Below are 18,019 nucleotides of genomic sequence, written 5' to 3' on the forward strand. Positions count from 1 at the left end.
TTTTTTAGAAAATTTAAATCCGAGCCTGTCATTGATAGTCGGCTTTTTCCCATGCTTGGGCAAGACAAGCAAATAATCAGGAATCAGGTGGCAGGCTGGAAAAAAAAGGGGCTTCTTGTCCAACTCAAAAAGGGCCTTTATGTCTTTTCCCGTGATTACAAACCTTTTCCGGAGCCAGGATCTATTGCTAACCTTTTGGTCCAGCCTTCGTATTTGAGCCTTGAGTACGCGCTTTCTTACTACGGCCTTATCCCTGATATCGTCAGGGTTTATACTTCAGTATCCACCAAAAAAACCAATAGATTTGAAAATAGAACAGGCATCTACCATTACCGGCATATCAAAAACAACTTTTTTTTCGGGTATGTAAAAGAGAACGGTATTATGATCGCGACACCGGAAAAAGCGTTGCTTGACCATGTATATTTAAATGTCAAATCTGCCGGCGCCATGGGAGAGGACTTTTTCGCGGGGAATATGCGTCTTCAGAATATTGAGGGGTTAAAATTGTCCGTGTTAAAAAAATACGCGAGGTTTTTTGGGTTAAGAAAGGTGGATATTGCCGTAAAAATACTGGAGAAGACATGGAAGAACTATTAAAGGGAAAGTTAAATGAATACAGTTCGGATCTTGAAAAAAGAAATGCGCTTCGTGAATACTTGCAATCATTGGTCCTGAAGGTGTTGTTTGAAAAGAAATATTTTAAAGATCTTATCTTTGTCGGAGGCACGGCGCTAAGGTTCATTTACCGCACGAAAAGATTTTCGGAGGACCTTGATTTTTCATCCTTCTCGGACAAGGCGGGATTTTTAGAGATGTCAGCGGACCTTGAAAAGGAATTAAGATGTTACAACCTTGCCGTGAATACAAGAAAAAAAGCGCAAGGTAATGTGCGAAACGCCTTTATTAAATTTCCGGGAATACTTGAGAAGCTGGACCTTTCGCCGCACAAAAATGAAACAATATCAATCAAACTGGAAATAGACTATAATCCTCCCAAAGGAGGCGCCGTGCAGCTGCATCTGCTCAATAAGGATTATTCTTTTTATGTGCAGTCCTACGATCTGTCTTCACTCATGGCCGGCAAACTGCACGCGATCTTGTTTAGGAAATTCGAAAAAGGAAGGGATTACTACGATCTTGTGTGGTATTTGGGCAAAAAGGCAGTGCCAAATATTGAACTGTTGGACAATGCCATCTATCAGACGCAGAATTTTAGAATACCGGATCTTGAGTCCAGATGGAAAGATCTATTGAAGCATAAAATAGCCGAGGCTGATTTTAAAAGAATTGTAAAAGATGTTTTGCCGTTTCTGGAAGACAGAGGCGAAGCTCTTCTTCTTAGCAAGGAGCATATTATGGAAGTGCTTAGCGGATATTAATTTTAGGGCGGGCGGAAAGAAAGGACATCTAATGAAAAAAGCACTAATAACAGGCATTACCGGCCAGGATGGGTCTTATCTAGCAGAACTTCTGCTTTCTAAAGGTTATGAGGTCTTTGGCATGGTGAGAAGGTCCAGTACAGAAAGTTTTGAGCGCATCAACCATATTATGGATAAGATAGTCTTGAAGCAGGCCGATCTATTGGACCAGCTTTCCTTGATAGAACTGATAAAGGAAACCGGCCCGGATGAAATATATAACCTTGCTGCGCAGTCCTTTGTTCCCACCTCATGGAACCAGCCCCTTTTGACGGGAGAGTTCACTGCCATAGGCGTCACAAGGATGCTGGAAGCCATAAGACACGTAGACAAGAAGATCAAGTTCTACCAGGCGTCATCAAGTGAAATGTTCGGAAAGGTGCGGCAGACACCGCAGAACGAAGATACTCCATTCTACCCAAGAAGTCCTTATGGCGTGGCAAAAGTCTACGGGCATTTTATTACCGTCAACTACAGAGAATCATACGGGATCTTTGCGTGTTCTGGGATCCTGTTCAACCACGAAAGCCCCAGAAGAGGCAAGGAATTTGTGACGCGGAAGATCACTGATGCTGTTGCCAAAATAAAGCTTGGGCTTCAAAAAGAGCTCAGCCTCGGGAATCTGGATGCAAAGCGCGATTGGGGGTTTGCAGGGGACTATATTGAGGCCATGTGGCTTATGCTGCAGCAAAAGGAGCCGCAGGATTTTGTGATCGGAACGGGAAAGACGCACAGTGTTTTGGATTTTGTTAAAATTGCGTTTGAACATGCAGGGCTGGACCATAAAAAATATGTTAAGATAGATAAAGAGTTTTTGCGTCCGGCCGAAGTCGATCTGCTGCTTGCTGACAGTTCAAAAGCAAGAAGGGTCCTTAATTGGACGCCAAGAACGGACTTTACCTCACTGGTCAAACTTATGGTTGACAGCGATCTTTTGGCCAGCAAAGCTCCTGGCAAATAATGAAAGCCCTTATTACCGGGATAAACGGGTTTGCCGGGAGCCATCTTTGCGATCTGCTGCTTGCACAGGGATATGAAGTTCACGGTCTTATTCAGCCTGACACCGGCACGGAAAATATCATTCACTGTCTGGATGGTCTCAAGTTGGAAGAAACCGATATTCTTGATGAAAACAAGCTCCATTCTTTTATTGCTTCAGACAAGCCCGACTTTCTTTTTCACCTGGCGGCTGCAAGCAGCGTAAAGCTGTCCCTGGAACACCCAAAAGAAGCCTTTGATGCAAATGTCTCGGGTACTGTCAACATACTAGAAGCTGTTAGGAATGGCAGCCCAAAGACGAGAGCCCTGATCGTATCTTCTTCAGAAGTGTACGGAGCAAGTTCATCTATGACCAAGGCTGATGAAAACGCGGCGTTACTGCCGCTTAATCCGTACTCCGCAAGCAAAGCTTCCGCGGATATCTTGGCAAGAACTTACGCGTCTTCTTTTGGGCTTAATATAATTGTGGCAAGACCGGGAAACCATCTTGGACCGAGGCAGTCGCCTGTATTCTTTGTCCCAACTGTTGCAAAGCAGGTGGCTCTCATAATGAAGGAAAGGCAGGCGCCGGTCATTGAACTTGGCAATATTGATGTAAAGAGAGACTTCTTGGATGTGAGAGATGTTGCAGACGCTTACTTAGCACTTGCAAAAAGCGGAAAAACCGGGGCTTACAATATTTCTTCCGGCAAAAATTATCTGCTTAGGGACATTGTGCAAATGTTCATAGCTATGTCGGGGAAAAAGATAGCGATCCGCCGATCAAGCGAAAAACTCCGCAGAACTGATGCTTTAGAGGCCAATATAGATAATTCAAAGATATCGCGGGAAACCGGGTGGAAGCCAGAGGTCCCTATAGAAAAGACCCTCAGGGATACACTGGATTACTGGCTTTTGAAAAGTTGAATGAACGCTCTAATTGAGATACAATTCTCTTATGTTCACCGCAATCAGACTTGTTCTTGACGCTTTTAGCCTGGCGCTGGCGTATTTTGCGGCCTATCATTTCAGGTTCGGGGACTTTTATTTTTCGGGATTTCTGTCCTTTCCTCTGCGCCAGTACGCCCAGTATCTGTTTTGGCTTATCATCTTGAATGCCGCTGTGTTCTATTTTCTGGGAATGTACCGTACCAGAAGAGGCATCTTTGTCGAACTGGACGAGTTGGTTTCTGGAGTTGTGGCGGTTTCTTTGTCCTATCTGCTGGTCATGGTGCCGACCCTGCTTCACCGCGAATACGAACACTCAAGGGCTCTTATCCTCATCAGCTGGGCTTTTGCCCTGGTGTTGATCCTTATTTCGAGGCAGATAGTCCTGCGTCTTGAGGTCTGGGCAAGGGGCAGGGGTTTTGGGGCAAGAAGGTGTGTGATAATAGGCAGCGGGGACCTTGCAAGGTCGCTTGAGGCCAAGATAAAGGAGCATCCTTCCTACGGCATCCATTTTGTGGGGTTTGTGGGAGAGCCAGGTGATAAGGTCCTTGGAGGGCTCAACAGGCTGGATAAGATCATTGACGAGCATAGGATCCAGTCGGTTTTTGTGTCCGATCCTTCGATCTCCCGCGATACACTGACAGAGCTGGCGGACCTCTGCGACCAGAAAGAGGTTTCTCTGGGTTCTCTTCCGGACATCTTTCAGATCCTGACCACTTCCCCAGCCGTTGAGGACATAGAGGGCTTTCCCATGGTCGGATTTAAAAGGGTAAAACTGACACCTTTTAACAGGATGGTCAAAAGGACTTTTGATGTTTTTGCGGCTTTAGCCGGACTGGCAGTTTTCGGAATACCGATGCTGTTGATCGCAGCTCTGATAAAGGTCACTTCGCCGGGGGGGCCTGCGATCTATGTTCAGAAAAGGGTGGGATTAAAAGGCAAGATCTTCAGGCTTTATAAGTTCAGGACCATGGTGCCGAACGCCGAAAAGCTCTCGGGTCCCGTGCTTGCCACAGAAAACGACCCGCGCAAGACCCCGTTCGGCGCCTTTCTGCGCTCGACCAATCTTGACGAACTTCCTCAGCTTTTCAATATCCTTAAGGGCGATATGAGCTTTGTGGGGCCCAGGCCCGAGCGGCCCATCTTTGTGAGCAAGTTCAAGGAAATGGTTCCCAAATACATGGAGCGCCACAGGATAAAACCCGCCATCGCAGGATGGGCGCAGCTGCAGTCCGGCGGCTATGACATGCCGCCCGAAGAAAAGATAAAATACGACCTGTACTATATAGAGAACTGGTCCCTCATGCTCGACATCAAGATCGTGCTCAAGTGCGCGCAGATAGCCTTTACCCGTAGGCGCGCCAATTAGACGATGAAAATAGCCGTAAACGCCCAACTGCTCAACTTCAGGGATTTTGGCATAAAGACCTACCTTCAGCGCCTGACGGACCGGTTGTTAAAGATAGACAGGTCAAATGAATATGCGCTTATGCTGGATCGGACGCAGAGCAAATCGTGGGAGCACTTAAAACTTCCCGGGATCGTCAACAAGGGAAAGTTCGATCTCTTTTTTTCCCCCGACCATATTCTGCCGGCGCAGCCTTTGTACTGCAAAAAGGTCCTGACAGTGCACGACCTTTCCTTTGTCAAATTCCCGGAGCTGTTCACTTTTTTAAAAAGGCGCTACAAAAGGCTCATGACCCCGGTCTCGCTTAAACGGGCCGACAGGATAATCGCGGTTTCGCAGAATACCAAAAATGATATTATCGATATTTACGGGACAGCCCCGGAAAAGATAACCGTTGTCCACAACGGAGTGGGGAGCGATTTTTTGCGGGTCGCGGACAAAAAGAGGCTTGATGGGGTAAAGAACAAATACGGGCTTCCTGACAGCTATATCCTGTTCGTGGGGACCATAGAGCCGAGAAAAAATATCGTAAGCCTGGTCAGGGCATATAAAAAGAGCCGAGCCGCCAGGCCGCTTGTAATAGCCGGGAAACCCGGCTGGCTGTCGGAGCCCATAATAAAAGAGATCAGGTCTTGCGACAGGGTCCTCTGGCTTGACAATGTGGAGACGCAGGACCTGCCTTCGCTCTACAGTATGGCTTCAATCTTCGTATACCCTTCGCTTTACGAAGGGTTCGGGCTTCCGGTGATAGAGGCCATGGCGTGCGGCCTTGCCGTGATAACCTCGAATGTATCTTCGCTTCCCGAGGTCGCGGGAAACGCCGCCGTCCTGATAGATCCCAAGGATACAGATACTTTGGCGGGTGAGATCATAGCTCTTTTAAGGGATGCTGACCGTCGAGACGGTCTTGCGGCAAAGGCGCTTGAGCGGGCAAAGATGTTCTCGTGGGAAAAATGCGCGAGGGAGACGATAAAGGTCTATGAAAGTTGCTCTCATTCATGACTGGCTGGTAAGCTACGGCGGCGCCGAAAGATGTCTTGAGGTCTTTCTGGAGCTGTTCCCGCAGGCGGATGTTTTCACTTGTGTCCATGACAGCGCAAGAATGCCCGCGCGCTTAAAAGATATCAGGATCAAGACCTCTTTTATACAAAGACTTCCATTTTCAATCTCAAGATACATGTATTACCTGCCTCTGATGCCGATGGCTGTTGAGGCTTTTGATCTGTCGGGTTACGACCTTGTTATCAGCATCAGCCATGCCGTTGCCAAAGGCGTAAAAAAAGCTCCCGGCGCTCTTCACATCTGCTACTGTCTTACTCCCATGAGATACGCCTGGGACATGCAATATGATTACAGCGGATATGCCGGGTTCGGCCTCTTTAAACAGGCTGTGTTCGATCTTATGATGAAGCGCTTTAGAAATTGGGATAGCGCTTCATCAAAGCGGGTCGATGAATTCATTTCCATCTCGCAGTTCATCAGGCAAAGGGTTGAGAACTGTTATGGACGACCTTCCGAAGTCATTTATCCGCCGGTAGAAACAAGTATTTTTGTTCCCTCCGGGAGGCCTTCCGACTTTTTCCTTGTGGTGTCCCGGCTGGTTCCTCAAAAGAGAGTAGATATAATAGTGGAGGCTTTTAACGCCCTAGAGCTTCCCCTCAAGATAATAGGGGAGGGAAGAGAAGAAAACCGCCTGAAAAAACTGGCAAATAGCAATATTGAATTCCTCGGCTACCTTGATGACTCTGACGTCGCAGAATACCTGGCAGGCTGCAGGGCTCTGGTCTTTGCCAGCCTGGAGGATTTTGGGATCACTCCCCTGGAGGCCCAGGCAGCAGGCCGCCCGGTCATTGCATTTGGGAGGGGCGGAGCGCTTGAGACCGTTGTTGACGGAAAAACAGGCATTTTTTTTGGCGAGCAGACGGCAGAAAGCGTGGCCTCTTCCGTAAAGAGGTTCAATTCTATGGATACTACCTCCTCTGTCTGCCGGGCCAATGCGGAAAAGTTTTCCAGAGAGGTGTTCAAAAAGAGGATGGCCTCATATATTGATGCTAAAATTAGGGAGCGGGGCATCTATTTAGAAAAATGAAAAAAAGAAGCACTCTGATAATAATACTTCTTCTTGCGGCCGACATATTCTTTCTGGCCGTCTCTTTTATCTTTGGTTACTATGTTAAGTACGGTCCGCCATGGGTATCAGGGGTCTATCCTTTGTTCCTTCTGGAGAGGTATTCAAGGAACCTGCTGTTCGCCGTTTTTGCCACGATCTCGGTGTTCAATTTCTTTTCGCTCTATTCAAAAAACCAGAACAGGGATGCCGTGGATGAAGCCGCCTCAGTGGCCGGTGCTGTCACCGTTTCCAGCCTGATCTTTTTCATCATTTCGCTAATCTACAGGGAGATAGTGATATCAAGAAGGGTCATCTTTGCGGCCTGGGGCCTGTCAATAATCCTGATCGCGGCTTTCAGGATCATTGTGATCCGCATAAGAAGATGGCTTTTTTTAAAAGGTGTCGGAGTAGCGAAAGTCCTCATAATAGGCGACCCTGCACAAAAGGCAGGTCTTGTCAAAAGAATAACAGAGCATCCAGAAATGGGACTGCGCATTGTGGGGCAGATGGACTATATTCAGGAAAGAATAGACCAGCAATTCTATTCAAAGCTAAGGGAAACGCTTTCCTTTGGCAGGGTGGACAGGATCATCTTTGCCTGTTCTTTAGCGGATTCAACTGCGGTCATGAAGCTGATAGAGGTATGCGAAGTCAGCAGAGCAGAGTTCCAGTTCGTCCCCAGAGTGCTTGACATAATCGAGTCCAGGATAAGTTCGGACGAGATAGTTGGGGTCCCTCTCATTACCGTAAAAGAGATCAAGCTGTACGGACTCAACGCGCTGCTTAAAAGGACCTTTGATCTGGCCGCCTCTTTTTTGGCGGTGCTCCTTTTTGCGCCGATCTTTGCCGTTATAGCAGTGCTTATCAAGTTGGATTCAAAAGGCGCAGTGTTCTTCATGCAGAAAAGGGTGGGGGAGAACGGCAAGGAATTCCACCTGTTCAAGTTCAGGTCTATGGTAGAAGGAGCCGATGCTCAAAAGAGCCTCATGGCGGACAGAAACGAGGCCGACGGGCCCATCTTTAAGATGCGCAGGGACCCGAGGGTGACACGCATCGGAGGCCTTCTTCGAAGGTTCAGCCTGGACGAACTTCCTCAGATATTCAATGTCCTGCTGGGTCAGATGAGCCTGGTTGGGCCGCGTCCGCCGCTTCCGCAGGAGGTAAAGGAATATAACGAATGGCACTGGAAAAGGTTAAGGGTCCTTGCGGGAATGACGGGGCTCTGGCAGGTAAGCGGAAGATCGGAACTGTCTTTTGAGGAAATGGTTAAACTGGACATCTATTACATAGAGAACTGGTCCCTGTGGCTTGACATCAAGATACTCCTTAAGACGATCCCCGTGGTCCTTTCCTCAAAAGGAGCATATTAGTTAGTGAAAGACCTCCGAAAAATTATTTGATATTCGCTTACCTTATTGTGTATAATATATCAGAATGGAACTGCGGGAGTATATAGGACTTCTCCTCAAGAGGAAGGAGCTTGTGATAGCTTCCTTTCTTGTTGTTTTTTTTGTTGTTCTTGTTTACACTTTTGTCGTTCCTCCGGTCTATGAAGCCACTGCCAAGCTGCTTATCTCAAAGGATGCCGGCACTCTTAATCCTCTTGTGGATAAACCTACTTCCATGGCCAGTCTGCTGCAGGGAAGCAATGATATCGAAACTCATGTGGAGCTTATTAAAGACCGTCCGGTCATAAGCGAAGCCATAAAACAGCTCGACCTAAGGGACAGCAAAGGCGAGCTTCTTGACCCTGAAGATCTTCTCAATTCCGTCAGAGTGGTTCCTCTTAGGGATACGGACATAATACAGATCAGGGTCCAGAATAAAGTTCCTAGGCTGGCTGCAGACACGGCAAATACCATAAGCGAGAGATATGTGGCCTGGAGCCAGGAAATGAACCAGGCTGAGGCAAGGTCGGTAAAACAGTTCATCGAAGAACAGATCGCTGTGACAAAGGGATCTCTCACCAAAGTTGAAGAGGAACTGCTTAAATACAGAAAAAAGTCCGGGTCTGTCCAATTGTCATCGGAGATGCAGGTAAAGATCGATAAACTTGCGGAACTGGAAATAGAGCGCACCAAGGTGACCATCGCGCTAAGGGAATTCCGCGCCAGGCTCACTTCTGGTGCCCTTGGCAGCGATGTGACCGGCCTGACAGAAAGAAAAAAAGCTCTTGATGCCGCTATAGCAAGGTATAACAGCGAGTTAAAGGACCTTCCTCAAAAAGAGCTCGAAGTTGCGCGGCTTATGAGGGACAACAAAGTTGCTGACGCCACTTATGTAATGCTCCTGGAAAAACTTAATGAGGTCAAGATCGCCGAGGCAATGAAGACCAGCAGCGCCAAGATTGTTTCTCCTGCTGTGGTACCGAAAGATCCCATCAAACCCAAAAAACTGCTAAATCTGATGATGGCAGTCATTATAGGGTTGTTGATGGGCGCCGGGGCGGCATTCCTTACGGAATATTTTGATGTTTCCATAAGAACTTCCGAAGAGGCAAAACAGATCACCGGTTTTCCTGCCCTCGGGGTAATCCCTTTCGTCAAAAGCGCAAAAAAGAACGAACCGTTCGAATACCTGATCGCTGAAAAAAGGCCGAAGTCCCAGGTGGCGGAAGCTTTCAGAACACTGGATGCCGATATTAAATTTGCCGCCGCCGGTTCTCCCGGAAAGGTGCTTCTGTTCACCAGTTCGCTTCCGGGCGAGGGTAAGTCGTCAACTGTCTCAAATTATGCGGTTATCAGGGCGCAGAGCGGAAAGAGAACTGTTTTGATAGATGCTGACATGCGCAAACCCATTCTGGACAAACTGTTCGGGGTTGCATCTAAAAAGGGCCTCTCGGATGTGCTTTGCGGGGAACAGCGAGTGGATGATGTCATCCAAAAGACTTCTATCACAGACCTTGATTTTATCGCCTCAGGCCCTATTCCCCCCAACCCTGCGATTCTGCTCGGCTCTCCCCAAATGAAAGCGATATTAAACGATCTTTCTGACAGGTACGATTCTGTGCTTATAGACAGCCCGCCGCTGGTGGGGCTTCCGGATGCTCACCATCTCTGCTCGATAGCCGATGGAGTGATCTTTGTGATTGCTTACGGGAGGACGGACCGGAATGAAGTGGTGGATGCAAAAACGATATTGGAAAATGCCAAAGCCTCGGTCTACGGTTTTGTGCTTACAATGTTCGATGGGGGGGGAGCGGTGTACAAGGCTTACTACGGCGCTAAATCCTATTATTATTCATCCCAGCCCAAGGAGAAAGGACCGGAACAATGATAAAAAAAGGGTGTTTTTGGGCTGTGCTCCTTATACTTGTGCTTTTCTGCGCCTGTGACGCGGCTACTCTTACTTCTCCCTTTCTGAATTACCCGAATCCTTTCAAGACCCGCGATTCTAAGGCCGGCACCACCGAGGGGACCTATTTTGCCTACGGTCTTTCTTCCGCTACCAATATTGAGATAAGGATCTATATGATAGACGGTACGCTTGTGTGGAAGAGGAGCTTTCTTTCGACGGATCCCGAAGGCTCTGCCGGCTATCACGAAGTGTTTTGGGACGGAGCTCTGGATACGGGGGCTTCAAAGAGACAATACAGCGGGTATATCCTGAGAGAAACCGCCCCTAACGGGATCCTGCTCTCTTTTTTAATAGCAAATGGAAAAGTCCTGGCAAAGAACAAAATAACAGTATTTCAGTAAATGAAAAAAATATTACATGCCATATTTGCTTTTTGTCTGCTGTCATCGGCTGCCTGTGCGGCGCTGATCCCGGATGTGTCAAGATTTGCCGTTGGTGCAAGGACCGTAGGCCTGGGAAGGGCCTTCGTCGGCATTGCTGATGACGCAAACTCTATCTTTTATAACCCTGCGGGGGGCGGTTGGGCAAAGACAGTAAGCCTTGTTTCTACCACTACCCGCCTGCTTGATGACACCAATGTGCTTTCTCTGGCAGGAATGTTTCCCACGCACTACGGCTCCGTAGGGTTTGCTTACGCCACTTACGGCATATCCGGGAGCTTTGTGACCTACAGGGATGCCCTTGGGCAGGTCGCGGTCGATTCTACCAGGGAAGGGATGTCTTTTTCGGGAAGTTCTGCGATTCTTTCCTTTTCTTCTCTGCCTTTTATCAGCCCTTTTTCTCCTGATGTAAAAGCTACTCTGGGGTTCAATGTGAAATTGTTCAGGCAAAGCCTTGGGGGTGGGACAGTTGGGGCCGCCAGCTCTTCCGGGATCGATATTGACGGCGGCCTGCTCATCAGGCCCTCGGAATGGCTGCGGATAGGGTTCAGCGCCCTCAACATGCTCCCTGATTCTTATAACCAGATCGGAGGGTCCAATAACTGGGATTCAGGGGAGGAGCGCAAAGAAGGTATAGAAAATGTAATAAAAACGGGGATCGGGTTAAAGATACCTTCTTCTATGCTTCCAAAGGGTATGGGTAAGGAGCTCATAATAGATGCGGATTTGGATATGTTCATAGCAAAACCGCGTCCCGCTCTGCTGCATATAGGGACGGAGTGGTGGCCTTCCGACTATCTGGGACTCAGGATGGGGCTTGATCAGGATGTTGCTTCTGCTGGACAGACCGACTCCATGGTCGTGGCCAGCAGTTTCACCTATGGAGCAGGACTCAAGTTCTCAAGTTTCCTTTTTGATTATGCTTTCAAGCCCTCCAGCCTGACGGATGCAAATTCGCATTATTTTTCGATCTCCTACCTTATCCCAACGTTTTCTGAAAGGCAGGTCATAGTTGCATTGGAGCCAAGGGACAGGACCATCACATATAAGCCCTCCGTTTTGCTCAAAGCAAAATCGCCATCTAAGGTCAGGGAGGTCCGAGTGGGAGGAGCAGCGATAAAAACTTTGGCCGGATCTTTTGAAACGGTCGTGGACCTGTCTTTAGGAAAAAATCCGATAAAAATGGAGGGGTATGACGAAAAGGGGGCCAATATTGCTTCCGGAGAATGCAGAGTGCTTCGCTTGGCCGAGTTCAGTGATGTTCCTCATCAGTTCTGGGCCAGCGATCCGATCTCCCATATGGCGACTCTGGGCATTGTGTCCGGTTTCCCTGACGGAACTTTCAAGCCGCAGAAGGGGCTTACGAGGGCCGAAATGGTTACCCTTCTTGTTCGGGCAAAGAATACGGTTCTTACGAAGCCGTCTGGCAACGTGTTCAAGGATGTCAGAAAGGAGCACTGGGCTTCGCAGTACATAAAGGCCTCTCTTAATTCCAATATTGTAAAAGGCTATCCTGACGGCACCTTTAAACCGTCTGCGGGGCTGACCAGGGCCGAGGCCGTGTCCGTTCTGGTAAGGTTTGGCGATATCCGGGAAAAGGAAACAGCTGCTTCTGCGTCCTACAGCGATATTGCTTCAAAACACTGGGCTTTTAGGTCGATAAGCGCGGCCAGACAGGCAGGGCTTTTGTCTTTCATAAAAGAGAGCACCTTCAAACCGCAGCGGCCCATAACCAGGGCGGAAGCCTGCGAAATGCTTTCCAGGATAAAGTTCATTTCCGGAAAGATCGACCAGCTTCTTAGTTTTGACATCGGATACTGACCTCTAAAGAGAAATGATGGATCCAGATAAAAAAATAAGGACCGCTGTTATAGGGACCGGTTTTATGGGGTCCCTCCACTGCCGCGCTTATTCCATGGACAAAGACTGTGTTTTTACAGGCGTTTTTGACGCTGACAAAAAGTCCTCTGCCGACCAGGCCTCAAAATACAACATCAAAGCCTTTGATTCTGTCCAGGAACTACTTGAGAATGTTGATGCTGTCTCTGTTGCCGCTCCAACCACCCTGCACTATGAAATTGGAAAGGCCTGTATAGAAAAGGGGGTCCATCTTCTGATGGAAAAGCCCATAGCTGCAACGATCGATGAGGCAAAAGAACTTGAGAAAGCGCTCGATAAAAGCGGTCTTGTCTTTGCCATAGGGTATATAGAAAAATTCAATCCCGCGGTCAAGGAATTGTTTAAAGCGATAAAGGGGGAAAAGATACTTTCTTTCGAAGCCTTAAGGGAAGCCCCTCCCGCGCCCAGAGCCAACGATGTGAGCGTGGTGCTTGACCTTATGATCCATGACATTGATATACTCCTGGCCGCAACTAATTATGGAAGCCCGGAATTGATCAAGGCCGAAGGCAGAAAGACCAGCAGGGATGTTATTGAAGACGCTTCCTGCGCAATAGCTTTTAAGGACGGAACCAAGGCTTTTTTAAGGGCATCAAAAGTGTCCGGCAAAAAACTCAGGACCATCAGGGCTGTTTGCAGCGGTATTTTGGCAGAAGCCGACCTTATCTCAAAAAAGCTCAAAATAACAAAGGACGGCACTGTCAGCGAGATCGAAGCGTCAGGCTTGGAGCCCATAAGGGCGGAGGTGTCGGATTTTTTGAAGGCCGTAAAAGGTAATGGAGCTCCCGCCTCGGATATCCGCTCGGCCTGTCTTTCTTTTGAAACAGCAAAAAAAATCGAGCGGCTTATCGAAGGACGATGATCCTGCCCTTTGCTGAGGCAGTTGCCTGTCCGTTCTCCTGCGCCAGAACTTTTATGAGGTAGATACCGTTAGAAGCATTCTCTCCTGAGGCCAGTTTTCCATCCCATTCAAGATTGTTGTTGTAGCCGGCCGTACCGGGCACGCTTAAGGAAGTGATAAGCCTTCCGGTCTGGTCAAAAATGTAGAGCTTGACCTGCGCAGGCCTAGAAAGGTTATAGGTTATCTTTGAGGGGCCCAAAGACGGGTCAAAGGGATTGGGGCAGGGCAGAAGATCTTTAAGGCAGAGAGAACCTTCGGCAAAGAACTCTATAGAATAGGTATGGGATGGCGTTTCAAGCTCAAGTTCATGCTTTCCGGCAGAAAGGGTTCCCACAGAGGCAGATCCGGTAGATGTGTCGTAAGCTATGCTGGTTGAATCCAGCTTAGCAGAGGCAAAGGCAAACGGCGCGCCTGAGGAGTCTGTTATCTTTACGCTGGAAGGGGATGCGGGCACATAATCCCCCTCGGCTATTTGTTTGCCGTCGAACTCAAAAATGGCGGACGAGGACATGACCGTGCAGATTATGGTCCCTGACACGGTCGCAGTGTTCTGCGCCGGGTCCTTTGCGCTTATCACAACTTTGTTCTCTCCTTTTTCTAATCCTATACCCAGGCAGAACGTGCCGTCGCAAGACACAAGCTGTTCTTTTGACTGTTTTCCGTTTACCGAGGCAAAGATCTTTTTGACCGAGGGCTTATCAACCTTTCCTGTTACGGCTAAACTTGATCGGTTCAGCTCTCCAGGAAGTGTTTCATCAAGGGTAATGACCGGGACGACCGTATCTACTACAAGAACTGCCGTGGCGGGTTTTGCGGTGTTGCCGGCAAGGTCCCTGATCACTGCTTCCAGCTTGTAGATGCCGTCAGAAAGAGCGGTCCTGGGTTCGAACACCAGTTCCTTTTCCCCGGACCCGGCAGAACAGGACCCTTCTATTGTTGAAGCGTCCCGGAACAATTTCACTGAGGAGTTCCTGTTGTCAGGTCCCGACCCGTCATCGGACAATTCTATCAAGATCCTTTTGCCGCTGCCCGAATATAACACAGGTTCTTTTGATGGGAACAGGAGCCCAGGCCCTACAAGGTCAACGTTCAATTTTGCCGAGGCTTTTGCGTAAGTTCCGTCAGGCAGAGGCAGCCTTACCTCAAGCTCGTTCTCTTTTTGCGTGACTTCCTGCGGGAGATATATGATCCCGAGGACTTTGTTCCTGCTGTTATCAAGGTAGAGCGAGGACTCGGCAGCTTTGCCGTTAATATAGGCCGCGGCTTCGGTTTCGTCCTCTATTTCAAGAGTCGTGCCGGCAATAGAGGCCTCAAAAACCACTGTTGAGCCTTTCTTGAACCAGGAAGAAGACGGCGGTTTTTCGACAGACATAGAAAGGACCTTTGGAGAAGTATCTATGTTAAAGCTTCTGGCCTGCGATTCAAAAGAAGAGATGCCGTCCCAGGCATATAACCTGTAATAATACTTTCCCTCAGAAAGAGGCTCTAAAAAGGCCGCTATCGGATACTCTGCCGGAATATCGGAAAATGAGGCAAAGTCGCTTGTCCTGCCCAGCCTGACCGAGTATAAATAGGTGTCGGCCTCCTGCACGGGGTCGGCTTCAAAGGTGATCGCTGGTTTGTTCAGAGCAAAGACATGGTCGTCCGGTATTTTGGGTCCAAGGCTTTTCAACCGGGCAAATGACAGCGTCCTTATAGAGCCGCCTGTTTTGGCAATAACGGTTCCGGGACAGGCCAGGACCTTTATTGATGTGCTTTCTTCCGAAGCAAGCAGTTCTTTCTGCGGAGAGGCCCATTTTGTTCCGGAAAGGAATGCTCTGGAGTAGTAGAGATGCGAATCTGAGCTCCAGGCGGCAAAGCAGGCCCCCTGCGGCGAAAGGACGATATCCCAGGCAGGGATACTTGTGCCTGAGGATGCTATCTCAAAAGGCCTGCCGAAGGCAGAACTGTCGGCGGTTTTTTTTGCTGCCATCAATTTGTGGGTTATGCCGTCAAACACTCTCCAGGAGCAGATGGCGCTTCCGTGATTAACTGCCGCTTTTGGCAGGGACTGTTGCGTGAATGACGAAGAGACCTCTTTAGGTGCTGTGTAAGTCCTGCCAAGATCAAAGGACTCACAATACTTTAATTGTCCGGAGGCCTTATCCTTCCAGACGATTAGTACTTGGTCTTGGCTTGACGAAACGGCCGGGACCCCTTCGGGAACGGAGTCCGCATTTACGGCAAACGGGGCAGAAAAATAGGGGAGGCTATCCGAAAAGCTGGAAAACAGCCTGTCCTGGCCGCCTGCCCAGACAAGCAGGATGCTGCCTTTGTGCCTTAAGACTTTCAGGTCTGAGGGCCTTGTATCGAAAATATGGACAGATTCAGGCCTGCTCCATGTATCGCCGTTATCGCTGGAAAAAGACAGATACAACCGTCCCGAAACATACCAGTAAGCCTCGAGCAGATTTTTTTCCCTGATCAAATGCTGGAAGCAAGCTTCTTCGGTTGTCGAGGCAAGGTCTCTTTTTGAGGAAAAGGTCTGTCCTTTGTCAAAGGACCTTGAAAAAACAGGACCGGGAGAGCAGTTTAATTCGTATACTGTATTGTCTTCAAAGAGCGTGGCGGCACAAAGAGAAGTCGCCAGGGAACCTGCAAGCAGCAGGACAGATGCTATCATCAGAGCCCTAAGGTCTATCTTACCCATAATATATCCGGGGAAGTCCCATCCCAGGACAATTGTAGCACTTCTGTTATATATTACAAACAGGTCAAATAATGCGTCAGAAGTTGATTATTTTAGAAAATCCTGCGGCTTCAAGGCTTGCGCCTCCGACCAGCCCGCCGTCAACATCTTCCTGCGACATCAGTTCCTTGATGTTGTCGGCTTTTACGCTTCCTCCGTAGAGTATCCTGATGGAAGAAGAAACATCTTTGCCAAAGAGGCCCTCCAGCTGTTTTCTTATGAAAGCGTGGACTTCCTGCGCCTGTGCGGGGCTCGCGGTTTTACCGGTCCCGATAGCCCAGACAGGTTCGTAGGCGATAACGGTCTTTAATGCCTGTTCTTTTAAAAGCCCGCTGAGCCCGCCTTTCAACTGCTTTTCTATCACCTCAAAGGTCCTGTTCTTTTCTCTTTCTTCAAGGGTTTCGCCGACGCAGACTATTGGGATCAGTCCCACCTTAAGTGCTGCGTTAAGCCTTTTGTTCACTGTTGCATCGGTTTCCCCAAAATACTGTCTTCTTTCCGAATGTCCGATTATCGCGTACTCGCAGCCGCTGTCCTTTATCATTCCGGGCGAGATCTCCCCGGTAAAGGCGCCTTTTTCTTCCCAGAAGATGTTTTGTGAGCCTATCTTGACATTAGTTCCCTTGCAGACGCCTACTGCCGGTTCTATATCGATAAAAGGCGGACAGACGACTATTTCCCTTTCGGCTGCCTCTTTGACCAGAGGGATCAGCTCTGTCAGCATGGCCCTTGTTTCTTTTGCGTTCTTGAACATCTTCCAGTTGCCGGCTATTATCGGTTTTCTCATTTTTTCTCCTTTAACTTCAGTTTATCAAATATTCCGGTCCCTGTAAACGAGACGGAAAGCAGTTCGGGTGCCGCGGTTCAATAGCCTAGACAGGCTTTGGACTTTCTTCCCAACTCGTGCAAAAAACCGTAGTAGGGTGCAAGATCATCAAAAACTATCATTGAAGCGGAAATGACCACCGTTACATCCTGGTCGGGATCATATTTAACTACCGTTGCATATCCGGCGTGTCCGCCGTCATGGCCGTATCCCAATCCCGGGACATATGATATTCCCAGGCCATAATTCTTTGAGCGGGTGCCCTCCATCATCATTTTGGCGCCTGTTTTGTTTACTCCCGCTTCTCCTCTTAACAGTTTTCTTATCCAGACGGCCAGATCCGCGTCATTTGAGATGATATTTCCCTCGGCAATGTGGGGAGTCATATTATCCTCGGTTGTTTCGATCAACAGATCTCCGCCGGTTGAATATCCTTTAGCAAAAGGGACCGGCAAGGACTGCTGGCTGCCAAGATAGGGCAAAGTTGTATCGTTGAGGCCGTTGGGGATCAACAAGTTGTTTGCCACAAACTTATCATACCTTTGGCCGGAAACTCTCTCGATTATCTTCCCAAGGATGGAATACCCTGTATCGCTGTAGTGGTAGGAGGCATCAGGCGCAAAGAAACTTAATTTGTTTGCGGCAACAACCCCTGTCAGCTCGTCAAAAGTAAATGTGTGTGAAGCATCAATTTCTTTGACATAATCAACGTAATTCTTTCCGGCATAGGGAGCTTTGGCCGTTGCGGGAATACTGTTGTTGGATATGTCCCATACCCCGGCCCTGTGTTTGAGAAGTAGTCTGATAGTGATCTTGTCTTTGTTTGGAATATCATATGCCGCAGTGTTTGGAACATATGGCTCTGTTGAGCCGGGGATCATAGCTGTTATCTTATCGTCAATGTTCAGCTTTCCCTGTTGCTGAAGAAGCATGATCCCGGCTGCAGTAAAAGTTTTTGTAACGCTTGCCGCGCGGAAATGGACTTTGCTGCTTGCACCCTTATCAAAATTGCTGGCGGAAAAATAATTGCCTTTTGGCGTCATTATGTATATTGAAACTGCTC

At 48.5% G+C, this 18,019-nt stretch carries 15 protein-coding genes; 12 read left to right on the forward strand and 3 right to left on the reverse strand.

The window, feature by feature from the left end:
- Nucleotides 1-51 precede the first annotated feature (51 nt).
- The 12 genes from WC490_01445 (at nt 52) to WC490_01500 (ending at nt 13,363) form a co-directional block, all read left to right on the forward strand.
- Nucleotides 52-600 carry a hypothetical protein gene (locus tag WC490_01445; protein ID MFA5097275.1) on the forward strand — a complete coding sequence of 183 codons (549 nt, stop codon included), beginning with the start codon at nt 52-54 and terminating at the stop codon, nt 598-600.
- On the forward strand, nt 585-1,382 hold the full coding sequence (locus WC490_01450) for a nucleotidyl transferase AbiEii/AbiGii toxin family protein (GenBank protein ID MFA5097276.1): 798 nt from the start codon (nt 585-587) through the stop codon (nt 1,380-1,382). The genes WC490_01445 and WC490_01450 overlap by 16 nt, the downstream gene beginning before the upstream one ends.
- Before the next feature lie 31 nt (nt 1,383-1,413).
- A complete protein-coding gene (gene gmd / locus WC490_01455; protein MFA5097277.1) occupies nt 1,414-2,382 on the forward strand; it encodes a GDP-mannose 4,6-dehydratase in 969 nt (322 codons plus the stop codon).
- Nucleotides 2,382-3,326: a GDP-mannose 4,6-dehydratase gene (locus tag WC490_01460; GenBank protein MFA5097278.1), complete on the forward strand. Its 945-nt coding sequence runs from the start codon at nt 2,382-2,384 to the stop codon at nt 3,324-3,326. Before gmd ends, WC490_01460 begins: the two co-directional genes overlap by 1 nt.
- A gap of 31 nt (nt 3,327-3,357) precedes the next feature.
- Complete coding sequence (locus tag WC490_01465; GenBank protein ID MFA5097279.1) at nt 3,358-4,716, forward strand: sugar transferase; 1,359 nt, start codon at nt 3,358-3,360, stop codon at nt 4,714-4,716.
- 3 nt (nt 4,717-4,719) lie between these two features.
- On the forward strand, nt 4,720-5,757 hold the full coding sequence (locus WC490_01470) for a glycosyltransferase family 1 protein (GenBank protein MFA5097280.1): 1,038 nt from the start codon (nt 4,720-4,722) through the stop codon (nt 5,755-5,757).
- Entirely contained in the window at nt 5,735-6,844 is a 1,110-nt protein-coding gene (locus tag WC490_01475) for a glycosyltransferase (protein MFA5097281.1), read from the forward strand. Before WC490_01470 ends, WC490_01475 begins: the two co-directional genes overlap by 23 nt.
- Nucleotides 6,841-8,235: a sugar transferase gene (locus WC490_01480; protein ID MFA5097282.1), complete on the forward strand. Its 1,395-nt coding sequence runs from the start codon at nt 6,841-6,843 to the stop codon at nt 8,233-8,235. Before WC490_01475 ends, WC490_01480 begins: the two co-directional genes overlap by 4 nt.
- A gap of 64 nt (nt 8,236-8,299) precedes the next feature.
- Nucleotides 8,300-10,141 carry a polysaccharide biosynthesis tyrosine autokinase gene (locus WC490_01485; protein ID MFA5097283.1) on the forward strand — a complete coding sequence of 614 codons (1,842 nt, stop codon included), beginning with the start codon at nt 8,300-8,302 and terminating at the stop codon, nt 10,139-10,141.
- Complete coding sequence (locus tag WC490_01490) at nt 10,138-10,563, forward strand: hypothetical protein (protein MFA5097284.1); 426 nt, start codon at nt 10,138-10,140, stop codon at nt 10,561-10,563. The genes WC490_01485 and WC490_01490 overlap by 4 nt, the downstream gene beginning before the upstream one ends.
- Nucleotides 10,564-12,423 (forward strand): S-layer homology domain-containing protein, encoded by a 1,860-nt coding sequence (locus tag WC490_01495; protein MFA5097285.1) that lies wholly within the window; start codon nt 10,564-10,566, stop codon nt 12,421-12,423.
- Nucleotides 12,424-12,436: 13 nt separating this feature from the next.
- Entirely contained in the window at nt 12,437-13,363 is a 927-nt protein-coding gene (locus tag WC490_01500) for a Gfo/Idh/MocA family oxidoreductase (GenBank protein ID MFA5097286.1), read from the forward strand.
- Here the strand turns inward: WC490_01500 and WC490_01505 are convergent.
- The 3 genes from WC490_01505 to WC490_01515 form a co-directional block, all read right to left on the reverse strand.
- A complete protein-coding gene (locus WC490_01505; GenBank protein MFA5097287.1) occupies nt 13,347-16,091 on the reverse strand; it encodes a FlgD immunoglobulin-like domain containing protein in 2,745 nt (914 codons plus the stop codon). The two genes, WC490_01500 and WC490_01505, sit on opposite strands and share 17 nt — an antisense overlap.
- Before the next feature lie 76 nt (nt 16,092-16,167).
- A complete protein-coding gene (gene tpiA / locus WC490_01510) occupies nt 16,168-16,917 on the reverse strand; it encodes a triose-phosphate isomerase (GenBank protein MFA5097288.1) in 750 nt (249 codons plus the stop codon).
- A 77-nt stretch (nt 16,918-16,994) separates the two neighbouring features.
- Nucleotides 16,995-18,019, reverse strand: a 1,025-nt coding sequence (locus tag WC490_01515; protein ID MFA5097289.1) for a serine hydrolase domain-containing protein, incomplete at its 5' end; no start/stop codon positions are given.

It is taken from the genome of Candidatus Margulisiibacteriota bacterium, assembly GCA_041650635.1.
Lineage (GTDB): Bacteria > Margulisbacteria > WOR-1 > JAKLHX01 > JBAZKV01 > JBAZKV01.

Bases quoted from the DNA above. Each gene is read 5' to 3' on its own strand.
- WC490_01445 (MFA5097275.1), top strand. From the start codon at position 52: ATGCTTGGGCAAGACAAGCAAATAATCAGGAATCAGGTGGCAGGCTGG.
- WC490_01450 (MFA5097276.1), top strand. From the start codon at position 585: ATGGAAGAACTATTAAAGGGAAAGTTAAATGAATACAGTTCGGATCTT.
- gmd (MFA5097277.1), top strand. From the start codon at position 1,414: ATGAAAAAAGCACTAATAACAGGCATTACCGGCCAGGATGGGTCTTAT.
- WC490_01460 (MFA5097278.1), top strand. From the start codon at position 2,382: ATGAAAGCCCTTATTACCGGGATAAACGGGTTTGCCGGGAGCCATCTT.
- WC490_01465 (MFA5097279.1), top strand. From the start codon at position 3,358: ATGTTCACCGCAATCAGACTTGTTCTTGACGCTTTTAGCCTGGCGCTG.
- WC490_01470 (MFA5097280.1), top strand. From the start codon at position 4,720: ATGAAAATAGCCGTAAACGCCCAACTGCTCAACTTCAGGGATTTTGGC.
- WC490_01475 (MFA5097281.1), top strand. From the start codon at position 5,735: ATGAAAGTTGCTCTCATTCATGACTGGCTGGTAAGCTACGGCGGCGCC.
- WC490_01480 (MFA5097282.1), top strand. From the start codon at position 6,841: ATGAAAAAAAGAAGCACTCTGATAATAATACTTCTTCTTGCGGCCGAC.
- WC490_01485 (MFA5097283.1), top strand. From the start codon at position 8,300: ATGGAACTGCGGGAGTATATAGGACTTCTCCTCAAGAGGAAGGAGCTT.
- WC490_01490 (MFA5097284.1), top strand. From the start codon at position 10,138: ATGATAAAAAAAGGGTGTTTTTGGGCTGTGCTCCTTATACTTGTGCTT.
- WC490_01495 (MFA5097285.1), top strand. From the start codon at position 10,564: ATGAAAAAAATATTACATGCCATATTTGCTTTTTGTCTGCTGTCATCG.
- WC490_01500 (MFA5097286.1), top strand. From the start codon at position 12,437: ATGATGGATCCAGATAAAAAAATAAGGACCGCTGTTATAGGGACCGGT.
- WC490_01505 (MFA5097287.1), bottom strand. From the start codon at position 16,091: ATGGGTAAGATAGACCTTAGGGCTCTGATGATAGCATCTGTCCTGCTG.
- tpiA (MFA5097288.1), bottom strand. From the start codon at position 16,917: ATGAGAAAACCGATAATAGCCGGCAACTGGAAGATGTTCAAGAACGCA.